This is a genomic window from Sporosarcina sp. Marseille-Q4943, assembly GCF_943736995.1.
Lineage (GTDB): Bacteria > Bacillota > Bacilli > Bacillales_A > Planococcaceae > Sporosarcina.
In genome coordinates, this window is record NZ_CALSFT010000002.1 from 1,700,488 (window position 1) to 1,723,073 (window position 22,586).

Consider the following 22,586-nt stretch of genomic DNA (forward strand, 5'->3'; position numbering starts at 1 on the left):
GGCCAACCAGAGGACAGCATTTAATTACAGCATTTAGTTGTGTCATTTGAGTAGGGATTTATGTTTATGAAATTGAGGGATGGACTTTGACGGACAGTAAGTTAGAAAATAGGATTCTTTATATCATACTATTTATCTTATTATCTTTGATTTTAGTAATGATTTTTATAATGCCTATAAGTTTATTAAAAATTGAGCTTGATCAAGAATCTCTAAACTCTTTTGCGACTTTTTTTGGATCGTTATTAGGTGCTTTTATAACGGGTGCAACTGCTATTGGTGTAATGGTATATCAAGCAAATGAGAATAAAAAAGAAAAGTACTACAGAAATTATGGTAGTAATAAATATGTAGCGGTTAAATTGCTTAATTACCCGGAACTAATGAAAATAACTGTTTCAATATTAAACATGTTAAAAAATCCTCCTTCCCCCGGCTTGCTTGGCTGGGAACAGAATTTAATTAGCAAAATACCAGTAAAACAGTTTTCAAAAATACTGACAACTTTGAGAGAAGAAAGAGATAAGATTCCCTACGAATTTGTAGCAAGGTATTATACATTAGTAAATCAGTTAGAATATCTGATTGACTCATTAGAGGATTTGAAACAGGATTATAGTAACGGAAAGATAGAAAGTGTATTGAAGCAGTTAGAATTAGGAGAAGATATATCTAAAAGGTTTAGAGATAATTTGTTAGAGTTCATTCTGCAAATAGAAAAAAGGTATGACATTAAAGATTACTATTAATGCTTATATCAGTCCCCCTGGCCAACCAGAGGACAACACTTGATTGCGGCATTTAGCTGCGTCATTTGTTGTCCTCTTTTATATTTCACAAAAGGGAGTGAGATAATGAGGACATTGCAAGATCAGTTGATTAAAAAAGGGCTCTCTCGACCACGTAAAGGCGAGCAAGACCCGAAGAATACTAGGAAAAGGGTACGGCAGTCGGAGCAACTCACATCGAGGGATTGGGCTGAATTGATGGGCGTTCACCGTCCAACGTACGGACAGAATAAGGGTGGAGCTTTTAGACAGAGATAGGAGGGGCTTAAATATTGAATTGGGCGAATCAATTGATACAGGAGTATTCGTTGGGCAGGTAGAACTTACGAAACATCTGATCGATTGGATAGAAAAAACCTTTCGATAGGCACGATCTAGACACATTAATAGCATGATCGAAAGTATGGCTTTTTTTATCGAATGGATGGCAACCGGACGTCAACCAGGAACATATCTTGGTGCTGAAAATAGGGCTGTTTATCAAAAGCAGTACAACGCAAGTATTGACATCATTCCGGACATAACCGAGCTGTTGGAAGAGGGCCACAAGCATCTTTACATTAGCAAAGAAGAGCGGGATGATGTTGGCTGACATCTTCGCATCCAAGTCTCATCTTGTACGACAATGCTATGTCTTGCATGAGGGGCAGGGATTGATTGTGGGGAAGATTGCGGATGAGCTAGGCTTGAAGAAAAGGACTGTGTAGCAGTACATCGAGAGGGCGAGAGAGAAAGTAAAAGAAAGAGTAGAAGAGAAAGCTTCATGACGTACGGTTGATGAAGTATATTTAAGTAGAGGGGGAGAATAATAGAGGGGGTCCGTCCGAGTGACCATACCCCTTCCATAGCCCCGATACATACGAACGTTGTTTTAGGGTTTTCCAACTGATATATTGTAAGTGGAGGTGGAAAATTTGGATATTATCAATAAGTTTGAATTACTGAAAGAGGGCAAGATGGGAAAGCATCCGTACGAACCATTAGTTTTCAGTGGTGGGAAAATAGGCATCAAACAAGACGGTGGTAAGTTATATATCAGCGTTGATGAAAACACTTCAGTAATCAGTGGTCTTTCACTCAAAGAAACCATGAAAGCGTTTAAAATCGGGTATTTAGAAGATATTACTACAGGTACTGTTTCTAAATACAAAATAACGGTAGACGGTTCAATAGCATACGTCGATCGAGATGGCTTATATACACTTGATAAAGTGATGGATGAAAACACATTTGTATTTAGTTTATCAGATTAATAACAGACGATTAGCGAGATTCAAGAAGAACGCTTCTTTGGAGGCGTTTTTTCTATGCCTAAAAATTCATTTAGGGTCTACCAGATGGGAGTGTGTTCGATTAATTTAACTGCATAATACACATAAGGGATTTTTGCAGAAATAAAAGGGTTTATGAGCTTCCATGACGTATATTGTCAGTAGGAGGTGGTTTAAACATGAGAACAGTTTTTCTGCATTTACATGACGAAGGACAAGCTAATTGGAATAACGTCCATTTTGATTTTGAGCGTGTTCCTGTGGTAGGTGAATATGTAACTATTAAATCAGATGGCGACTGGTATAAAGTTGAAATGGTAGTTCACACTCCATTTTCGAAAGGCATGTGTGCTGAAATTTACGCAGTAAAAGTAAATCAGCAGAAAGAAATTAAGAATAACGTGAAATCAGCCAAAAGTGGAGTTAGTTTTCAATAGGAATCATTAGAGCAATTTTTGGGGTACTAAATACGTATTATTACAGCCCGGCCGGACAGGTCTGGAAGAAAGCGTCGAGCGAACTACCACAAAATTTTCGTATTTTGTAACAGCTACAGCAACATGCTAACATTGGAAGGGCGCTCAAAGCTCCTATCTTGTTGTTTTAGACCGACAATGCGTTCCATCTCTGGTAATGGATGCGACCTTCTTAGCAAACACAGGAGATACAGTGATAGACGTTTGATCATGAAGTCGCTTTCTTAACCAGTAGCCTCTCATTCAAAATGTAACCTTTTTTATTTGTCCCTATATATTAGACCAACATCATATTCTCCATTCAAAATTTTCGCTCACCAAATTGTAAGTTGAGTGCACAATTAATGCCTCAAAACTAAAAACGTAAAATCATTTTACACAAATTTTACACATCAGCAAGTATGAATGCTGTCAAATCAATGTTTGTATGGGTTAATAGAAGTCTGCCTGGGACGTTTTAGTTTTAAACTGAACACGGTTAGAAATAAGAAGATGGCCGAAAATGCTGATTTAACAGCGTTTGCGGCCATTCGTTATTTATCGAGTATACGTTCGAAGTGTCCGATTCAACAGTAGACAAATACCTCTAATAGCACCTGTATAGTAAGAAGATATTTCTATGAATATGGTTTGCATTATGAATAAGAAAGCAATGGCACTGTCTGTCTGAGCATCCGGAAGTTAAGGGATGGCCAACTAGAGGATAATAATGTCCCATCGGAAGTCGAAGAACATAAAACATCCGTGGATATTCCCCAATATTCACGGAGTGGACTAAAACAAACCATACATATAAAGGGAATCAAAACCTTCCCTTATAAATAGAAAAAGAGACCACTACACCCGTTGGACACCCACTGGTCGGCGGTCTCTTTCATTTGTGTGCAGATTTGAGCAAGGGCTATACTTGAATTTCCTTCCGTTTACTGGATGGGGGAATCCGTAATTCTTCACGGTACTTAGTTATTGTCCGTCTTGAGATGGAAATTCCTTGTTCCGTATTAAAGTATTCCGCAATTTTCTGATCGGAATACGGTTTGAATTTATTCTCTGAGGCGATGAACTCCTCTAAAAGTTTCTTTACTTTTGTCTGGGAAATGCTGTCGCCATCCGATGTTTCCAGTTTAGAAGTGAAAAGAGTACGTAGCTCATACGTGCCATGAGGTGTTTGGATCACTTTATTGGCAGTCGCACGGCTCACAGTCGATTCATGCATTTCAATTTCCTCTGCCACTTCTTTCAATGTCAGAGGCTTTAATAAGGATAAGCCTCTCTCAAAGAAACTTTTCTGTTTATCCAACAGGACCGATACGATTTTAATAATCGTATTGCGCCGTTGTTCGATACTCGTTAACAACCATTGATAGTTTTTATAGTGTGTCTGCATATATTTTGATACATCATCTTTTGCATGTAAGTATTTTGAATAATCCTTATTCAGCTGGATAGCTGGCAAATAGCCGTCATTCAACTGAAAAACAAAAATATCATCTTTCCATTCAACAATAATATCCGGTGACAAGAACTCCGTTGAGTAATCACAAGTGAATGAACAAGGTCGCGGATTAAGCGAGAGGATGAAGTCATGCAGCTCTTTCACTTCAACCATCGAAATCTTCATCTTGGATGCAATATCATTCCATTTCCGATCGGCTACCAAGTCTAAATGATGTTGTACCAGTTCTGCAGCCATTACATTTTCTGGATAAAGATAAGAAATCTGCAAAAGGAGACATTCCCTTAGGCTCCGTGCACCGATACCGATCGGCCCCAACTGTTGAAGAAGATGAATGCCACTTTCAATCTGCTCTTCATTGAATTCCGATGGGCTTTCTGTATCGGTGAACCAGTCAGGCAAATAGCCGTTTTCATCAAGGTTATAGATGAGGTAACGTATCAATTTTTGTGTAAACCCGTCCTTATGCATGAACTTGGCATGCTCGTACAATTCATCCCGCATATTTTTACCTTTGCTGTGAATCGCTTCTATCGGCATCTGTGAGGTGCGGGAAAATGAAGAGCGTTGGTTGACGCTTTCCTCATATCCATTGTGATTCTCTTTTTCCTTCAGTTCGATGAGTGGATTTTCCAATTCCTGTTGCCTAATATATTGTTCAAGCTCATGGGTTGTATATTGTAATAATTCAATGGCTTGCCTTAGTTCCATAGTCATCAGTAGACTAAGCTCTTGTCGCTGCTGGATAACAAGCTCCATGAGTACTGCCCCTCCTTATGAATGCTACTAAATGAAAACGTTTGCAATTATGTGAGTATTATTATAACACAAATTAAGGGGAACATCGATGTGAAATATGAATGTTCAGATAAGAGGAAGCCATATAAAAAACCTTGCATGCAAGGGGAGGGAGGTAGTAAAATCGCTCACCATCCTTTCCATTCAAGTGCATTAAAGAATCTGAAATTGTTTTAGGAAGGAAGTCAATACTTCCACATTCCTGTCCTCATTGATGTATCCTTTACAAATGAAAAGGCCGCTCTTTGTCAATGTTTGACAAGGGGCAGTCTTTCTTTTTTGTCACTGTATGTAAATCACTCGTTTGAACAAAATTCGCGAATTAACCTAGAGGCTTTCGATTGGCTGATAGCTAAATCGCTTGCAACGCCTCGAGTCGACCCATGTTTTGCATATGATCTTTTAATTAATGTTCGAGTAACTTCGGTGATTGCATTGTCGAGTGAATTAGGATGCATAAGTTCGGGAACTTCCTTCACTTCTTCTGTAATTACTTGCGGTAAATCGGTTACCTCAATGATCGAGTCACTCGTAATTACTAGGCGTTCCATTAAATTTTCCAACTGACGGACATTACCAGGCCAAGAATAATGGAAAAGTACTTGTAAACAATGTTCGGAAATCGCTTTGTTTACGTTGTATTTGCTATTGAATTTATTTAAAAATCGATACGTCAAAGGAATAATATCGTCCTTTCTCTCAGCTAAAGTCGGCATGTGAATATCAATCACATTTAGACGATAATATAAGTCCTCCCGGAATGTTTTATTTCGAATCATTTCCTCCAAATCTTGATTGGTTGCGGCAATAATACGGATATCAACCGTTTTACTAGTATTGCTCCCAATAGGTATAAATTGCTTGTCTTGTATAACTTGCAAAACTTTCGCTTGTAACGGCAACGCCAATTCTCCGATTTCATCCAAAAAGATAGTCCCAGTATCTGCCGTCTCAAATAGACCTGTTTTTCCACCTTTATTGGCCCCTGTAAAGGATCCGCTCGTATAACCAAATAATTCGGATTCCAACAGTTCTGCAGGAATTGCTGCACAGTTTACATTTAAAAAGGGTCCTTTTTTTCGATTACTAATACTGTGTAAATGATGGGCAATGACCCCTTTTCCTGTACCTGATTCTCCGTGAATTAAAACGGTGGAGTCGGTCGGAGCAATTTTCTCGCAAAATTGTAAGACTTTCCTGAATTTTTCATCGTTTGCAATGATAATATTGTGCAGCTCGTGATTTTGGGCTTCTTCGATTTGTTGTTTATTCATTGTAATCATTTGGTTAAAAACTTGGATTTCGGTAGACGTAATGACAATATAATCAATGTCTTGAGCCTCATTGAGAATTGGAAATGCTCTCGTTAATAGCTCTGCGCCAATATAGGTTTGCTGTCGTATAGAAACGGGCTCTTTCTTTTCAAAAACCTCTGGAAGGACGGAAGGTGCCCAATAGCCTTGATCCAAAAATTCATTATTTAACTTCCCAAGGACATCATCTTTTTTTAGACCATAGTGCTTTTCGCAATTTTTATTTACATAGACAATACGCGTATCGCGATCGACTACATAAATTTCATCAGAGGAATAATCCAATATTTTTAAAAAGGACTCTAATGTCAAATCGCTATTTTTTAACTTTTCATTCTCTGGCATGAAACCACCCCTTTAAGGTTAGTTGAGTCATTTTTGGGAAAACACGTTTTTTTGGTGAGTCAATTTTGAATCGATTATAGCATGTTTTTTAATGAAATAGGAGATTGAGATAGAATTTTACGACTTTTTGAAACTTGGCATGCAAGTTGCATAACTATTAACAACGTGATGAAGATATGCATTTAGTAAGATCACGTCATCAAGAGCAATCGGTTTTAAAACCAAAGCAAACAAGGAGGCAAAGTTATGGATCATTCTGAAGTTATGGATATAACAATAATTGGTGGTGGACCAGTAGGATTATTTACTGCTTTTTACGCAGGATTGCGTCAAACATCGGTAAAAATTATTGAGAGCTTACCCCAATTAGGTGGGCAATTATCCGCACTTTATCCGGAAAAATATATTTACGATATTGCCGGTTTCCCAAAGGTCGGGGCTCAACAGCTTGTGGATCAACTCATCGAGCAAATGAATCAATTCGAAACGACAATTTGTCTCGGAGAGTCTGTTGAAGAAGTTGAAAAAGGTGAAGACGGTATTTTTAAATTAACGACAAACGAAGGTGTTCATTATACGCGAACGATTATTATTACAGCGGGGAATGGGGCTTTCCAAGCGAGGAAAATGAATATTATTGGAGAAGACAAATTCCAAAATACGAACCTTCATTACTTCGTAAACAATATGAACCAATTTAAAGATAAAAAAGTCGTGCTATTTGGCGGTGGCGATTCAGCGGTCGACTGGGCATTAATGTTAGAACCGATTGCCGAAAAAGTGACACTCGTCCATCGACGGGACAAATTCCGTGCTCATGAGCATAGTGTTGAGCTTTTACAGCAATCGAAAGTCGACATTGTCACTCCGTACGTTCCGGTCGAGCTCGAAGGTGATGAGAAAATTGAAAGGGTTATCATTCAAGAAACGAAAAATGGTGAACAACTGGAACTTGAAGTAGATGATGTTCTTGTGAACTACGGTTTCGTTTCATCATTAGGACCGATTAAAACATGGGACTTGGAAATTGATAAGAACTCGATTGTTGTGAATTCAAAAATGGAAACAAATATCGAAGGCATTTATGCGGCAGGAGATATTTGCACCTATGACGGAAAGGTAAAACTTATTGCAAGCGGGTTTGGTGAAGCGCCGGTTGCTGTCAGCAATGCAAAAGTCTATATTGATCCGACTGCAAAAGTACAACCACTTCATAGTACATCCGTTATGGGAGAGCAAGAAACGAATAAGAAAAAAGATCGGGTAAGTGTCTAGATTTAGTTTTAAGGAGGATTTCTAATGGCGACATACACAATGGTAGATCGTAGTACTTGTATTGCTTGTGGTGCCTGCAATCCCAATGCTCCAGATCTGTTTGATTATACAGAGGATGGACTGTCTTATGCATTATTGGATGGCAATGAGGGCACTACGGAGGTACCTGATGATTTAATTGAGGATTTGGAAGATGCGATCGATGGTTGTCCAACAGACTCAATTAAAATGGCTGACACTCCATTTAATTGTCAAAAAGTTGAAGCGAGTTAGTACAAAAAAACAACGGTATAAATACTAAATGAGAGTAAGGGGAGACGGAAAAATGGCTTACAACAAAGTGCAAAATGCGACAAACAGAACGTTTGAAAGAACAATGACATATGACATGTACACAGATCCAAAAGTATTAGAAAAAGAAAGAGAGCTCATTTTTGACAAGACGTGGCATCTTGTCGGTCATGTAAGCCAAGTAGAAAAAGCAGGGCAGTTTTTTACAGCTGAAGTGATGGACGAGCCAATTATCATCATGCGTGGGACAGACGAAGTGTTGCGTGCATTTTATAATGTTTGTCCACACCGTGCAACAAAGCTTGAAAAGAATGAATTTGGTAAAAAGAAAATTTTGCAATGTATGTATCATGGCTGGACATTTAAAACAGATGGTAAGTTGAACAAAGCACCAAACTTCCGTGGAGAAGAAGAAGCGTGTGTCAAGGATGCTTGCTTGCGATCTGTCAGAATGGAAGTACTTGAGTCTTTAATTTTCGTTAACTTGGATGATGATGCCAAGCCGCTAAGTGAGTCTTATGGAGATTTCTTTGACCGCTTAAGTAAGTTCGAATTTTTAAGTGATTTAAAACGTACTCACCGTAAGACACGTATTTTTAAATCAAACTGGAAAGCTTTTATCGATAACTACCTAGAGTGTGATCACTGTCATGTTGCACACCCAAGCTTTGTCGATACATTGGATATGGATGATTATCAAATTATTACATGTGAGAACTATTCCTTCCAGGGATCTATTGTGAAGCCAGACAAACAATACGGTGAAGTCGATCTAAATGATGCGGAAATGCAAGGCGGTTCGTTCTTCTGGCTATGGCCGAACCTCATGTTAACGTTCTATCCTGGACCAGGGAATATGGCATCGATCGAAATGATTCCAATCGATCACGAAACGACAATGGCTGTGTACACGTATTATTTCCGTGAAGATAGCTTGGATAAGATTTCCCAAGAAGAAAAAGATCTAATGACATTTGCTGAACAAGTTCGTTCAGAGGATATTGAGCTTGTTGAACTGGAGCAAATTGGTTTCCGCTCTCGTGCATTTAACAGAGGACGTTTCTCTCAATCGGAACAAGCAATTGTACAATTCCACGAAATGGTATTGGAGGCCCTCGATGAATAAGATACTCGATCGAACAGCGAAAAAATATTTATTGATTAATGGTGAAAAAGTGGAGACGGCAAATTACGCTCCACTTTACTCCCCGTATTCACGTGAACAAATCGCTGCTATTGCAGTGGCGGATGAAAATTTAGTAAAACAGGCCATTACAGCTGCATATGAAGCAAAAGATATCATTGGCGAAATGCCTGCGTATCAACGAGCGCAAATTTTAGAAAATGTTGTAAAAATCTTAACGGATAGAGCCGAAGAAGCTGCAACCATCATTTCCACGGAATCGGCAAAACCAATCGTATTTGCACGAGCAGAAGTGGCAAGAACAATTGAGACGTACAAGTTTTCCGCAGAGGAAGCGAAACGAATTCACGGCGAAACGATTCCATTCGATGCGGCAAGCGGTGGTGTGGGACGAATCGGTTATACGATCAAAGAGCCGATCGGTGTCATTGGAGCAATTACGCCGTTCAACTTTCCGTTGAATTTAGTTGCACATAAAGTTGGACCTGCGATTGCAGCGGGAAATTCAATTGTATTGAAACCAGCTTCACAAACGCCACTTTCGGCTCTATTCATTGCAGAAGTGTTCGAGGAAGCTGGATTACCAGCAGGGGTTCTAAACGTTGTAACAGGTCCTGGCGGTGTTGTCGGGGAAGCGATTGTAGAAGATGACCGTGTGAAAATGGTGACATTTACAGGGAGTCCACGCGTCGGCATCGGCATTAGCAATAAAGCGGGCTTGAAAAAAACGACATTGGAGCTCGGTTCAAATTCCGCTTTAATTATCGACAAGGACGTTGAAATCGACGAAATCATTGACCGTTGTGTTATGGGTGCGTTTTCGAACCAAGGGCAAGTATGTATCTCTCTACAACGCGTATACGTTCACGAAGACCGATACGAGGAGTTTGTCGAGAAGTTTGCAACTGCAACTAAACAATTGAAAATGGGTGATCCGCTCGACTCGGAAACGTATATATCTTCGTTAATTACACCTGGTGAACTGGAACGTACACTCGGTTGGATTGAAGAGACGAAACAGAGTAATGCAACAATTCTTGCAGGTGGGGGAGCGCAGGATGGTATACTTGAACCGACGATCATCACAGATGCGGATTCATGCTTAAAAGTATCATGCCAAGAAGCTTTTGCGCCGATTGTTGTTGTGAACAAAGTAGCTTCTGTTGAAGAAGCGGTGGTGCTTGTGAATGACTCCCAATTCGGTTTACAAGCGGGCATCTATACAAATAATGTGAAACATGCATTATACGCCGCTAAAAAGCTGGAAGTCGGTGGTGTGATGATCAATGACGTACCAACGTATCGAGTTGACCAAATGCCATATGGTGGATTGAAAGAAAGTGGGACAGGTCGAGAAGGGATTAAGTATGCTGTTGAAGAGATGACAGAGTTAAAACTCATCGTTTGGAATCAAGGATAAGGGTGAAAAACGTGAAAAGAATATATAAAATTGCTGTAATTGCGGGGGATGGCATAGGTCCTGAGGTAATTGATCAGGGAATTAAAGTACTCCACAAAGTAGCAGAACTAGACGGTAGTTTCGAGTTTAACTTTACACATTTTCCATGGGGTTGCGAATATTACGCCGAGCATGGTCGAATGATGGAGGAAGACGGGATTGAACAATTAAAACAATTTGATGCAATCTACTTGGGTGCTGTTGGTTTTCCAGGTGTTCCCGATCATATCTCCTTATGGGATTTATTATTGATCATCCGTAAGAGTTTTGATCAATACGTGAATATTCGTCCGGTGAAGCTATTGAAAGGTGCACATTGCCCATTAACAGATGTAAATCGTGAGGATATTGACATGTTGTTTATCCGTGAAAATACCGAAGGGGAATATTCTGGCGCTGGTGACTGGTTATTCAAAGGCCAAGAAAATGAAGTTGTGTTGCAAAATGGTGTCTTTTCACGTAAAGGGACGGAGCGAATTATTCGTTACGCATTTGAAACGGCGAAAAAACAAGGACGCAGCTTAACAAGCATTAGTAAAGCAAACGCTTTAAACTATTCAATGGTTTTCTGGGATCAGGTTTTTGAAGAAGTGAGCGCGGAATATCCAGAAGTGGAAACGGCCTCTTATCTCGTGGATGCGGCAGCGATGCTTATGATTACAGATCCAAAACGATTTGAAGTCGTCGTTACATCGAATTTATTCGGTGATATTTTGACGGATATTGGGGCTGCTTTGGCAGGTGGTATTGGCCTTGCGGCGGGTGCGAATGTGAATCCGGAGCGTGAGTTCCCGTCCATGTTTGAGCCAGTTCATGGTTCTGCACCGGACATAGCCGGAAAGGGTATTGGAAATCCATTAGCTTCTATTTGGTCCGCTAGTCAAATGCTAGACCACTTTGGACACGAGAATTATGGCAGATTAGTTGTAGACGCAATTGAAGAATTGCTAATTGAGAACACGACATTAACACCAGATATGAAAGGAACGGCCTCTACCTCTGAAGTCGGAGATCGTTTGGTCGGCATAATTGCAGAAATAATGCCTGCTACTGTATAAGTAACTATCCTATCGGTGTGATTTTTCGCGCCGATAGTATAGTTGTAAATTTTTAAATTGATGCATGATTCGGTTAACTAGAAGAGAGAGATCAACTAGGAGTGAATGCATGAGAGGGAATACGATTGACAAACAGATTTTGAGTATCGCATTGGCATTGGTGGCACTATTAACGGTTCCGATTTTGATAAATCCAAAAAAAGGAACTGCTTTTTTAAACACAATTTTGAATACGATTACAATCAATTTTGGACCCTTATATTTATGGGCCTGTTTGGGCATATTCGGTTTTTTACTTTGGATTGCATTCGGTAAATATGGAAAAGTAAAGTTAGGTAGTGGCAAGCCCGAGTTTTCTACGTTTAGCTGGCTAGCACTGATCTTTACTGCTGGAATCGGTTCTGGGATTATGTATTGGGGTATTATTGAATGGGCTTACTACTATTCAAGTCCACCCTACGGACTCGATCCTCTGAGTGTGGAAGCGGCCAGTTTTGCTTCTACATATGGCATGTTCCATTGGGGATTCTCAGCTTGGGCAATTTACTGTGTTCCGTCAATCCCAATTGCGTACGCTGTCTATATTAAGAAGCATACGTCCTTCAGACTAAGTACGGCATGCCGAGGGATTATCGGCGATCGTGCAGACGGGATTATAGGAAAAATCATTGATATTTGCTTCATGTTTGGACTGATTGGTGGAATTGGAACTTCACTAGCATTAGGTACACCGCTCTTGGCAGAAGGAATCCATCATTTGTTCGGTGTAGAGAAAACGCTTACACTGAATTTAGGGATTGTCGTATCGTTAATGGTTTTTTTCTCAATCTGTCTTTATTTCGGACTGAAGAAAGGGTTAAAGCTGTTAAGTGACTGGAATTTGTATTTATATATGGCGATTGCCGTATTTATCTTCATTTTCGGCCCGACGGCCTTTATCGTTGCGAGTTTTTCAGAAAGCGTTGGTGTGTTGTTTCAAAACTTCTTTAGGATGAGTCTCTATACTGATCCAGTCGGAAAATCTGGTTTTAGTGAGTCGTGGACATTATTTTATTGGGGTTGGTGGTTTTCTTACGCACCATTTACGGGTATGTTTGCTGCTCGAATTTCTAAAGGGAGAACCATTAAATCGCTTATTATTGGGCAATTGCTAGGCGGTACGTTAGGATGTTGGCTGGCGTTCGCGATATTCGGAAACACGAGTATGTTCTTCGAAATGACAGGTCTCGTCCCTGTATTGGACATTCTTCAAAATGAGGGTGCTCCTGCAGCCATTCTTGCGTCGTTGAATGCACTTCCGTTGGGCGGTATTGTGCTTGTCCTGTACTTGCTTGTGGCAGCGATTTTCCTTGCGACAACCGTTAACTCTGCAGCCTATACATTATCAGATGTCGCTTCTCAAAACTTACAAGCGGACGAAGAGCCTGCTCGCTGGTACCGTGTGTTTTGGGGAATATTGTTGACTAGTATCTCAATCGTTCTAATGTACGGCGATGGGTTAGAAGCGTTGCAGACACTATCCGTCATTACAGCACTGCCGTTAGTATTTATCATGTTGTTAATGATTGCTTCATTTGTTAAATGGATTAGATTAGATTATGACACAATCATTCGGGAGCAAGAAAACGCTGTAACTGATAGTTCACATTCGGAAGAGGAACAAGTTCAAGTTGAGAAGAAACGGAAGCATTCGGATACAGCATCGATTCTTTCAAAAACTAGATTCGAAAATTAAAACGGCCCATAAGAATATCCCTAATTATTAATTGCATCCCAATTGTTAGAAGATTATCTGACAATTGGGATGCTTTTCTTAGGGGGAATTGATAGAAAGGGGAAAGTTAGAATCTGTTCAATATAAGGTAGCTTTAATGCTTTTACTGTATGAGGACTAATCTTGAAGGAATGAAAGCTGATCATTGGTAAAAGGTTCGTTGTTGAGGGAAAACATCATATAACAAACTATTCGGAGACACAATTCATCTATGAATTAGTGTCTCCTTTTTAAATTATACCGGACCCGAATAGAATTTGAGTTATCTCAATTGTCTAATGAAGAAATTGGTGAGCAAACACGTCGCCAATTCCTCAAAATAACAAAACGGATTTGGACGTTTCAGAATACCGCTGATTGATTGTTTTCTTTATGCTGAAATTATTCGTTTTCCGATATACGATTTTCGACGATAGACACTTAACACTATGCCGATTAAAAAGGCATTTAGCAGTAATGGTGTAATCCCGTAGCTAATAAATGGCAACGATACTCCTGTTAGTGGTAAGAAACCAAACACCATGAAAATCGAGTAAATACTTTGGCAACAATATAATGTAACTGCTGCTATAACGAGTAATTTTCCAAATGATTGTGGCATTGTGCCTACCATCCATAAAATACGTAGCGCAATAGCGAATATGACAATAATGACTGAGATCCCTGCAACATAACCATACGCTTGAATAAGCTGTACTAATACAAAGTCAGTATGTGCTTCGGGAACATAGTAATTCGTTTCCGTGCCAAACCAACCAGCCGCCGCAAGTACTGTTTTTAATTGGAGCATCATGTAACCTTCTGAATCTGCATATAATTCAGGATGTAAAAATGCCGCGATGCGCACTGTTTGATAGGGCGCAAGTAAATAGTGATAGGCAAATACACTATACGCCAATATCGTTAATCCAATTCCCCCTACAACTAAAAATACATTACGCTTCGCTTTTCTTGTGAAATAACTAAAGCTGAACAATACAGCTACAACTGCAATATATAGCAGCGTTACAGTAAGATTCGGTAGCATCATAAAAAAGAATAGCGGAAGTATAAATAACCCAGTTAGCTGCCAACCTTTCAATTTATATTCAGTGAAAAATCCTGCAAACGCTACTAATAACAACGGTAGTACCGTCTCCGCCCGAATGAGAATCGGGCCGATTTTAAACATTGCCTCGCCATTAAAAAAGATATTCGGCATAAACAATAAAACAATAAATAACAACAGTGCAACCCCATATATGAGCATACTTAAGCGTTGTAATTTACGGTAATCAATAAACATTAACATCGCCATTAACGCAATGGCTAAAACAATATGAACAACTTTATATTCGACAAAGTAACGTGTCATATCTGCCCCAAATTGCTGATTAAAATCGGTCGTTAAAATAGGCACGAAGCTGACAACAATCAACATGATTACCCCGCTAATTAACCAAAAATCCCATTTTGGCCGATGAATTTTGTCCATCGATTTCCCTAGCTGTGAAGCAGATCCCATTTCAGCAATCGATTTCTGCTCAGCCTCTTTTGGTGAGTAACCTTTGTTCATCCAAGCTTGTTTGGATTGCAGTAGATGATGCTGCAATTCTTCTTCTACGTAGCCGCGAGCATCTTTTGAGCGGATATAGCTCGTTACTTGCTGTAGAAATTCTTTATTCGACATGCATGCGCACCCCAAAAATTTGCTCCTTGATTGATAGCTTTACATGCGCGCCACCTTCCTGTAATTGCTTTTTACCAAGCAGCGTTAATTGATAGTACTTCACGCCATTTTCCCACCTTGCAGTAAGCCAACCCTGCTGTTCAGCTTCATGTAAAATCGAGTAGATAAGCCCTTCATTATCAACAATTTGCTCAAACCCGCGTACATGTAGCATTTGCGTTAACTCAACGCCTGATTTTACTTCCGTGAGCATAGATAACATTGTTTGTTTTAAGGGCAATACCTGTAGTTGTTTGTGTATTTGTTGTTGATGATTAGCCGAAAATTCGACTTTGTTAAAGGCGGTTTGATCGAGAGCTTTTTTTAAGTTTTTCAAACGTTCCTCCACCTTATTCACGCTCCAATCGTTTCTTTAATAGTTGTTTTGCTTTCCGCAACCTCGTCTTCACGGTACTTTCATTTAGCTGCAAGACGTCTGCCGTTTCCTTCATCGATTGCTCCTCGTAATAACATAAATAGATAACTTCGCGGTACTTTACCGGTAAAGAGAATACAGCTCGTGCTAGTTCATCATATTGTTGCCGCTGAATAACCTTCTGCTCGACACAATCTCCACTTTTCACTCGTGTGAATAGTTCTTCATCAGTCGCGTTCACATTTCTTGCGTACCAGCTTCGTAAATAATCCTTTGAATGATTAATCGCAATGCGCCATAGCCAAGTTTTCATTGAGGAATTAAAATGGAAGGTTGGCAATGCCTTATAGCACTTTACAAATATTTCTTGTGTTAAATCCTCCGCAACAGAAAGGTTATGTACGTACTGCATAACAAGTTGCAATATATCTTGGCCGTAATCGGTCATTAGTTCATCTATGATTTTTTCATAGGAAAGTAGTTTCGTTTGTTCAATTGAATAGCTATCCATTTCATATCCTCCCTTTAAAACATTAGACGAGTGCCGATTGATGAAAGTTTGATTTTTTTTCAAGTAATATATATATAATTAGATTGAAAGATTTATAGGAGGTCAAATCCCAGAGATTATCCCTGCAATAAAGTGCCACGGAGCGGACTCGTTTTTTCATGCGAGGACCGTCTAACCGGTTTTATCTCTATTTTAAAATAAAAAGAACTTAGACAAACACCAAAGTTCCCGGTGTTTGACTGTATACTTATTAACTCGTTAGTATTGTTGAAGTTGCTAATACATTATGAAGGACAAGGATATTTCCCTTGTCTTTTTATTTTGAAAAAATGAACTTTTAATCTCTGAGCCTCGTTTATACTTATGAAAGGGGGAATCACTCGTGAATAAAGAACAATTGTTAGAAGAAATAATGGACCATTACACAGATCTATTATTTCGAATTGCTTATTACTATACGAAAGATATACAAGTATCTGAAGACATCGTACAAGATACATTCGTGAAATTTTACCATTCATCTCATTATGAAGAACAAGGAAACATAAAAGCTTACTTAACAAAAATGACAATTAATCGTTGTAAAGATTATTTAAGAAGTTGGTCTTATCGTAAAATAATCGTCAAAAAGAAGTTAACACAAAAACACTACTCTCATAAAGATCTCCTAATTCAGTCTGATGAAACAGATTTGCTTGATGAAGCAATCCTATCACTGCCTATCAAAAAACGGGAGGCGATTATTTATTATTATCTTGAAAATATGTCGATTAAAGAAATCGCTTCACTTTTATCTGTTTCTGAAAATACCGTGAAGTCAAGGTTGAGGAGCGGTAAAGAGTCATTGAGATCGAGTTTAGAACATATCGAGTGGGAGGTGTTATTACATGACTAATTACCGAATGAAACGGCTTCAAAATACAGTGGAAAATAAAAAAAGAATTATGTTGAATACTCGACAAAAAATAGCGGCGCCTAAGAAAAAAACAATAAATTGGACGTGTTTTTCAACGTCAATGGCTGCCGCTTTTTTCTGTATAGTTGGTGCATTTCTATTATGGGATTCAATTGAGAATCCTCCGATCATCAACAATCCAACTATGTTTGATGAACAGACTAAAGTTGAAAAAATGTTTAATGAATCTGAAGTTGAACTGATGGTTATTGATATTGGAAGTGAATCGATAAAGATTGAAGATAGAGAAACAATCGGATTCATAGCCGATTGGTTAAACGAAGTATCTTCTAAGCCTCAGCAGAAGCTAGAGGATAATTCACCAGTTTATTATGATATTTATATACAAAATAAGGGCTATTATCCGTCTGGAGCAATTTCCATAACGAGTGATAAGTTGATAATTGGAGAAAACTTTAATGAAATCTCTACTCAACAATATGAAACGATTTCCCGTCTTTTATCTGAAATACAGGACAGAGGATATGATCGTGTATCCAACGAACTTTTTGAAATAAAAGTAGGGGCCAACTATGATATTGCAGATGCTACTTCCCATTCAGGTTGGAAAACATCTCCAGATGGTTTACAACGAGCAACAATTGATGGAAAAGGTGAACATGCATTTGAAGAAGGAGAAGCGTTACTAGTTATAGAAAACCTGAAAACGAACCAATCGACCATATATAGGCTCAAAGATAACAGTGATGCTCAAAATACCCCTAAATATGTTGAATGGATTGACGAAAACCGCCTATTTGTGATTGTTGGTTTCGCTCATGGTACCGTGACAAAAGGCGGTCGACTTTATGAAATGAACCTAGAGGATAATACCGTTATTCCAGTATTTGAAGATCAAGCAGTCAATGAAGAAATTACGTCTATTAAAGCCAATGCCGACGGTACATTCACGTATGAAAAATATGATGTTTTTTCTGAAAGCTACGTAGAAGAGGGTACACTTCCATTTCCACCCGCGAAGTAATGAAATGTTTATAAAAATGAATAACTCCTTATCGGTCAATTAAACCCAATATGCAACCTTCAACTTTTCGGTAGTAATAGAACAATCACTGACATGAAGGTTCTAGGATTGGCACTAAGACTATGGTAGGTAGAAACGATAAGTAGACCATATAGCTGATTAATTTGAATAAGTTGGACTGGAAACATTTCTGCTAACGTATTTATTTAAAAAACAAAAGAAGTAATTGAAAGTTATTTGGTTGTTTAACTAATAAGGAACCTGGCTCTAAACGATTCTGATTTGTTTAGAACTTGGTTCCTTATTTATGGGCAATATCGGTAATAGTCTCGTTTGGGTTCGAATCATTCCCTTTCATATATAGCTATCATTTGGAAGGTGCTCTCAATTTCACCTTAGATATCGAGTAGTAACATCTCTGTGCGGAGCAAGTTATATGGAAAGTTCAGAAAACCGATTGTACTCTGCGAATTTTCATGTTAGAATAACTTACGCTCATAAATGAAGTGTACACTTCATTTTAGTGAAAAAAATGCTGATACTTCAAATGGTGATCAATGATGAAATTAAGAGAGCTCGTGCATGAGCATTTGCATAACTTATCGAAAAGCCAAAGGAAAGTAGCTACTTATATCTTGGATCATCCCCGGAATGTTGCCGTGTCATCAGCACAGGAAATCGGCAGGATAATCGGGGTGAGTGAAACGACGGTCATCCGTTTTTGCTATAGTCTCGGATTTTCCGGTTATACCGAATTGCAAAAAAACACTCGGGAACAGCTGTTATTTCAAGAAAGCAGTTTGCATACTTATCAGCAATCCAAGCTTGAACTGGAACAAGCGCCCCATTTTTACGAACAAGTGATGGAACAGGATTGCAGGACCATTACGGAAACAATCAAGCAGATCAATGAGACAGACTATGAAACGGCGATAGCCCATCTTTCCAATGCAGAAACGATTTACATATTAGGGCTTCGGTCCTCTCATGCCGCGGCGAGTTGGCTTTCCTATACACTCGGATTGGTCAGGCATGACGTCAAGCTTATTCGTACTGAATCGGAAGATATCATTCGAACGCTAAGTACCATGAATGACAAATCCGTTTTGGTTGCCATTTCTTTTCATCGCTATTTAAAAGAAACGGTCCGCATCGCTGAATTGGCCCATGAACAGCAAGCCTTTGTAATCGCGATTACGGACTCGTTGTTGGCGCCCATTGAAGCACATAGCGATGTGCTCTTTCCTATCTATTCACCAAAAAAATCTACACTCGATGCGACGGCTTCATTGTTTTCATTTATGAATGCAATAGTTGCCGGGGTATCCGTGAAGGAAAAGGATAACTTTGAGAAACACCAAAAAACCTATCAATCATTGAAAAGTGATTTCTTATTTGTTGAAGGGACGGAAAAATGATGAAAACGGTATTGCGAGAAGTGAAACCGGTTGTCGAGGAGGTGTTCGCTCATTTACATGCGCACCCTGAAATCAGTTGGAAGGAAATCGAGACTACAAAGTATTTGGAACAACTGACCGAGAACGAAGGATACGAAGTCACTACATTCCAAGATTCAACAGGACTTGTTGTAACAACAGGGGCTGGCGGACATTGCGTCGGGCTCCGCACGGATATTGACGCACTCTGGCAAGAAGTGGATGGCGTGTACAAGGCGAATCATTCATGTGGGCATGATGCGCATATGACGATTGCAATCGGGACGTTGTTCGTTCTGAAAAAGCTTGGTTATCCGAAGAATGGCCGATTGAAGGTTCTTTTTCAACCTGCAGAGGAAAAAGGGACGGGTGCATTGTCCTTTGTTGAGAAAGGGATCGTAGATGATGTCGACTATTTGTATGGCGTCCATCTTCGCCCAATCCAGGAAATCGGACTTGGCTACTCGGCACCGGCCATTATACACGGCGCCGCAAAAATGTTGAAGGGGTTCATTATTGGCACCGACACACACGGGGCAAGACCGCATCTCGGACAAAATGCGATTGAGGTGATGGCTTTGCTCGTTCAGGCGATTCGCTCCATCCATGTCGATCCGATGGTTCCCCATTCAGCAAAAATGACGATGTTCCAAGCGGGCGGTGAATCGGCGAACATCATTCCGGGAAATGGCGTCTTCAGCATTGATATGCGAGCCCAAACGAATACGGTCATGGACAAGCTATTGGAACAAGTGCAGGTTGCCATCGAGTCGGTTGCAAAGATGACCGGTGTTGAGATCCACTGTGAAATGCTCGCTGAAATTGCAGCTGCTGAGGTCGATGAAACGGCCGTTGACATTATGGCACAAGCGATTACGGAAACAGTCGGCGAATCCCATTTAGTACCACCGATTGTTACACCAGGCGGGGAGGATTTCCACTTTTACACGTTGAAACGTCCTTCCGTAAAAGCGACGATGCTTGGACTCGGTTGTGACCTTTCGCCCGGTCTCCATCATCCGAACATGACATTTAACCAAGACAGCATCTTGACCGGAATTGAAATCTTGACCAGGGCAGTGATTGAAACGTTTGAACGGCTGGAAAAAAAGGATGTGGAACAATGAATCGAACCATTACAACACGCAAATTGAAAACGATTGAAGAGATGCGTCTCGTACAAAACCTTGAAAAAACGGTATGGGGCTTGGAACCGATTCCGGTCCATCAGACATATACAGCGGTTAACAATGGAGGCCTAATGTTGGGCGCTTTTGACGGGGAGAAAATCGTCGGTTTCTCCTATGGATTTACCGGATTCTCCAATGGAAAAACGTATTTATGTTCGCATATGCTTGGGATCCAACCGGAATACCAGTTGATGGGAATCGGGAAAAAACTAAAGGAAGAGCAACGCAAATTCGCCATGGAAATGGGCTACGACTTGATGACATGGACATTCGATCCGCTTGAAAGTCGGAATGCATATTTGAATTTATCGAAATTGAATGGGATTTGCAGTACTTATTTAGAAAATTGGTACGGAGAAATGGAAGATGGATTGAACAAAGGATTACCCTCGGACCGTTTTAAAATTGAGTGGTGGATTACGAGCGAAAGAGTCGAGAATAACTGGAAACCGTTAATTGACAGCTATGACCGTCCGTTTGAGGTAGGAAAATCTGAACTAGGAAACCCAATCCTGGAATGGGATGAATTGCATCCATCGACAAACTGTGAAGGCATCGAAATTCCAATTCCTGAACATTTTCAAGTAATCAAAAAAAATGAGCCGCAATTGGCACTCGATTGGAGATTGAAAATCAGGAAAATCTTCCAAACACTGTTCGATGCAGGGTATGCATTGGTAAACGTCAATCGGTCAACAACCGGGGTCCACTATTACCAAGTAGTCAAAAGGGACACCATCCCCTTGAATATAAGTGAAAAAGGAGAAGTCAAATGATCATTCAAGAAATAAACATCCGTAAAATGAAAATGAAGATGAAGCATCCGTTTACGACAAGTTTTGGTACATTTCATGAAAAGAAATTCCTGCTACTCGAAGCAAAAGATGAACTTGGCAATTCCGGCTGGGGTGAATCCGTCGCTTTCGACTCACCTTGGTACAACGAAGAAACACTTGAAACAAATTTACATATAATTAGAGATTTCCTCATCCCTATTATAGTAGGAAAGAAAATCGGCCATCCCGATGAAGTGAGTGAAAGGTTTAGCGCCATCCGGAAAAACAATATGGCGAAATCGACTGTTGAAGGAGCCATTTGGGACTTATACGCCAAGCGGAATAAGATGACATTGGCGCAAGCATTAGGCGGAGAGCTCGACAAAATTGAAGTCGGAATCAGTATTGGGATCCATGAAAAAGTGGAAGATTTGGTCGAAACTGTCCGTCGCTTTGTCGAGGAAGGTTATAAACGTATTAAAGTGAAAATTAAACCGGGCTATGACGTTGAAGTGATACGCGAGTTGCGCAAACAATTCCCGGACGTACCGCTAATGGCAGACGCCAACTCGGCTTATACGCTGGATGATGTCGAATTGCTGAAACAACTAGATGCGTTCAATTTGACCATGATTGAACAGCCGCTTGCTTCGGACGATATCATCGACCATGCGACATTACAGAAACAGCTGAAAACACCCATCTGTCTAGATGAAAGTATCCACTCGCTCGAAGATACACGGAAAGCAGTGGAGCTCGGAAGTACTAAAATCATCAATATCAAAATCGGTCGGGTCGGTGGCTTGACCGAGGCCAAAAGAATTCACGATTATTGCATGGAACAGGGCATTCCAGTTTGGTGCGGGGGCATGCTGGAATCCGGTATCGGACGTGCCCATAATGTGGCGTTGACGACATTGCCGAATTTCATTTTGCCAGGTGATACAGCTGGCTCCTCCCGCTATTGGGAAGAGGATGTCATTTCACCGGAAGTGATCGTGGAAGACGGCTATATTACAGTACCGACGGCATATGGAATTGGTTATGAACCAAATTATAATGCGATGGATAAGTTTACAGTCGAGCAATACCAGTTCAAAGCTTAATATTGGAAGCGATGTGGGTAAACTGTCACCCACATGCTTTCTTTTTCGGAATAATAATTCAGAAAATTACATCATTTGGGCTGATGAATCATCAG

The 22,586-nt window shown here is 39.9% G+C and carries 22 protein-coding genes; 17 read left to right on the plus strand and 5 right to left on the minus strand.

Annotated elements, in window-relative coordinates:
• Positions 1–86 precede the first annotated feature (86 nt).
• The 5 genes from NIT04_RS08390 to NIT04_RS08410 all read left to right on the plus strand — a co-directional run bounded on the left by NIT04_RS08390 (position 87) and on the right by NIT04_RS08410 (position 2,496).
• A complete protein-coding gene (locus NIT04_RS08390) occupies positions 87–749 on the plus strand; it encodes a hypothetical protein (protein ID WP_252503088.1) in 663 nt (220 codons plus the stop codon).
• Between the two features lie 105 nt (positions 750–854).
• On the plus strand, positions 855–1,046 hold the full coding sequence (locus NIT04_RS08395; protein ID WP_252503089.1) for a hypothetical protein: 192 nt from the start codon (positions 855–857) through the stop codon (positions 1,044–1,046).
• Positions 1,047–1,191: 145 nt separating this feature from the next.
• Positions 1,192–1,380, plus strand: a complete 189-nt coding sequence (locus tag NIT04_RS08400; protein ID WP_252503090.1) for a hypothetical protein — start codon at positions 1,192–1,194, stop codon at positions 1,378–1,380.
• A gap of 322 nt (positions 1,381–1,702) precedes the next feature.
• Positions 1,703–2,041 (plus strand): hypothetical protein, encoded by a 339-nt coding sequence (locus NIT04_RS08405; RefSeq protein ID WP_252503091.1) that lies wholly within the window; start codon positions 1,703–1,705, stop codon positions 2,039–2,041.
• A 197-nt stretch (positions 2,042–2,238) separates the two neighbouring features.
• The gene (locus NIT04_RS08410) at positions 2,239–2,496 is read left to right on the plus strand and encodes a hypothetical protein (protein ID WP_252503092.1); all 258 of its coding nucleotides are present in this window, start codon (positions 2,239–2,241) and stop codon (positions 2,494–2,496) included.
• A 940-nt stretch (positions 2,497–3,436) separates the two neighbouring features.
• On the opposite strand, the gene rpoN is transcribed toward NIT04_RS08410, so the two are convergent.
• Positions 3,437–4,750: an RNA polymerase factor sigma-54 gene (rpoN, locus tag NIT04_RS08415; RefSeq protein WP_252503093.1), complete on the minus strand. Its 1,314-nt coding sequence runs from the start codon at positions 4,748–4,750 to the stop codon at positions 3,437–3,439.
• Positions 4,751–5,085: 335 nt separating this feature from the next.
• Positions 5,086–6,447, minus strand: coding sequence for a sigma-54-dependent Fis family transcriptional regulator (locus NIT04_RS08420; protein ID WP_252503094.1), 1,362 nt, complete (start codon positions 6,445–6,447; stop codon positions 5,086–5,088).
• Positions 6,448–6,693: 246 nt separating this feature from the next.
• Between NIT04_RS08420 and NIT04_RS08425 the strand changes: the two genes are divergently transcribed.
• The 6 genes from NIT04_RS08425 to NIT04_RS08450 all read left to right on the plus strand — a co-directional run bounded on the left by NIT04_RS08425 (position 6,694) and on the right by NIT04_RS08450 (position 13,409).
• Positions 6,694–7,722: an NAD(P)/FAD-dependent oxidoreductase gene (locus tag NIT04_RS08425; RefSeq protein ID WP_252503095.1), complete on the plus strand. Its 1,029-nt coding sequence runs from the start codon at positions 6,694–6,696 to the stop codon at positions 7,720–7,722.
• A 24-nt stretch (positions 7,723–7,746) separates the two neighbouring features.
• Positions 7,747–7,995, plus strand: a complete 249-nt coding sequence (locus NIT04_RS08430; RefSeq protein ID WP_252503096.1) for a ferredoxin — start codon at positions 7,747–7,749, stop codon at positions 7,993–7,995.
• Positions 7,996–8,047: 52 nt separating this feature from the next.
• A complete protein-coding gene (locus NIT04_RS08435; RefSeq protein ID WP_252503097.1) occupies positions 8,048–9,139 on the plus strand; it encodes an aromatic ring-hydroxylating dioxygenase subunit alpha in 1,092 nt (363 codons plus the stop codon).
• Positions 9,132–10,577, plus strand: a complete 1,446-nt coding sequence (locus tag NIT04_RS08440) for an aldehyde dehydrogenase family protein (RefSeq protein ID WP_252503098.1) — start codon at positions 9,132–9,134, stop codon at positions 10,575–10,577. Before NIT04_RS08435 ends, NIT04_RS08440 begins: the two co-directional genes overlap by 8 nt.
• An 11-nt stretch (positions 10,578–10,588) precedes the next feature.
• A complete protein-coding gene (locus tag NIT04_RS08445) occupies positions 10,589–11,674 on the plus strand; it encodes a tartrate dehydrogenase (protein ID WP_252503099.1) in 1,086 nt (361 codons plus the stop codon).
• 109 nt (positions 11,675–11,783) lie between these two features.
• Positions 11,784–13,409: a BCCT family transporter gene (locus NIT04_RS08450; RefSeq protein ID WP_252503100.1), complete on the plus strand. Its 1,626-nt coding sequence runs from the start codon at positions 11,784–11,786 to the stop codon at positions 13,407–13,409.
• 409 nt (positions 13,410–13,818) lie between these two features.
• Here NIT04_RS08450 and NIT04_RS08455 read toward each other — a convergent pair whose 3' ends face one another.
• Genes NIT04_RS08455 through NIT04_RS08465 form a run of 3 tightly spaced genes read right to left on the minus strand, consistent with a single transcriptional unit; the run spans position 13,819 to position 16,043 of the window.
• Entirely contained in the window at positions 13,819–15,117 is a 1,299-nt protein-coding gene (locus NIT04_RS08455) for an FtsW/RodA/SpoVE family cell cycle protein (protein WP_252503101.1), read from the minus strand.
• Positions 15,107–15,493 (minus strand): helix-turn-helix transcriptional regulator, encoded by a 387-nt coding sequence (locus NIT04_RS08460; protein WP_252503102.1) that lies wholly within the window; start codon positions 15,491–15,493, stop codon positions 15,107–15,109. Before NIT04_RS08460 ends, NIT04_RS08455 begins: the two co-directional genes overlap by 11 nt.
• A 13-nt stretch (positions 15,494–15,506) precedes the next feature.
• A complete protein-coding gene (locus NIT04_RS08465) occupies positions 15,507–16,043 on the minus strand; it encodes a sigma-70 family RNA polymerase sigma factor (RefSeq protein WP_252503103.1) in 537 nt (178 codons plus the stop codon).
• 382 nt (positions 16,044–16,425) lie between these two features.
• Between NIT04_RS08465 and NIT04_RS08470 the strand changes: the two genes are divergently transcribed.
• The 6 genes from NIT04_RS08470 (at position 16,426) to menC (ending at position 22,491) form a co-directional block, all read left to right on the plus strand.
• Entirely contained in the window at positions 16,426–16,938 is a 513-nt protein-coding gene (locus NIT04_RS08470; RefSeq protein ID WP_252503104.1) for a sigma-70 family RNA polymerase sigma factor, read from the plus strand.
• Positions 16,931–17,983, plus strand: a complete 1,053-nt coding sequence (locus NIT04_RS08475; RefSeq protein ID WP_252503105.1) for a DUF4652 domain-containing protein — start codon at positions 16,931–16,933, stop codon at positions 17,981–17,983. Before NIT04_RS08470 ends, NIT04_RS08475 begins: the two co-directional genes overlap by 8 nt.
• 560 nt (positions 17,984–18,543) lie before the next feature.
• Positions 18,544–19,401, plus strand: a complete 858-nt coding sequence (locus NIT04_RS08480; protein ID WP_252503106.1) for a MurR/RpiR family transcriptional regulator — start codon at positions 18,544–18,546, stop codon at positions 19,399–19,401.
• A complete protein-coding gene (locus NIT04_RS08485; protein ID WP_252503107.1) occupies positions 19,401–20,546 on the plus strand; it encodes a M20 peptidase aminoacylase family protein in 1,146 nt (381 codons plus the stop codon). The genes NIT04_RS08480 and NIT04_RS08485 overlap by 1 nt, the downstream gene beginning before the upstream one ends.
• Entirely contained in the window at positions 20,543–21,385 is an 843-nt protein-coding gene (locus tag NIT04_RS08490) for a GNAT family N-acetyltransferase (RefSeq protein ID WP_252503108.1), read from the plus strand. The genes NIT04_RS08485 and NIT04_RS08490 overlap by 4 nt, the downstream gene beginning before the upstream one ends.
• A complete protein-coding gene (menC, locus tag NIT04_RS08495; protein WP_252503109.1) occupies positions 21,382–22,491 on the plus strand; it encodes an o-succinylbenzoate synthase in 1,110 nt (369 codons plus the stop codon). The genes NIT04_RS08490 and menC overlap by 4 nt, the downstream gene beginning before the upstream one ends.
• Positions 22,492–22,586: the final 95 nt, after the last annotated feature.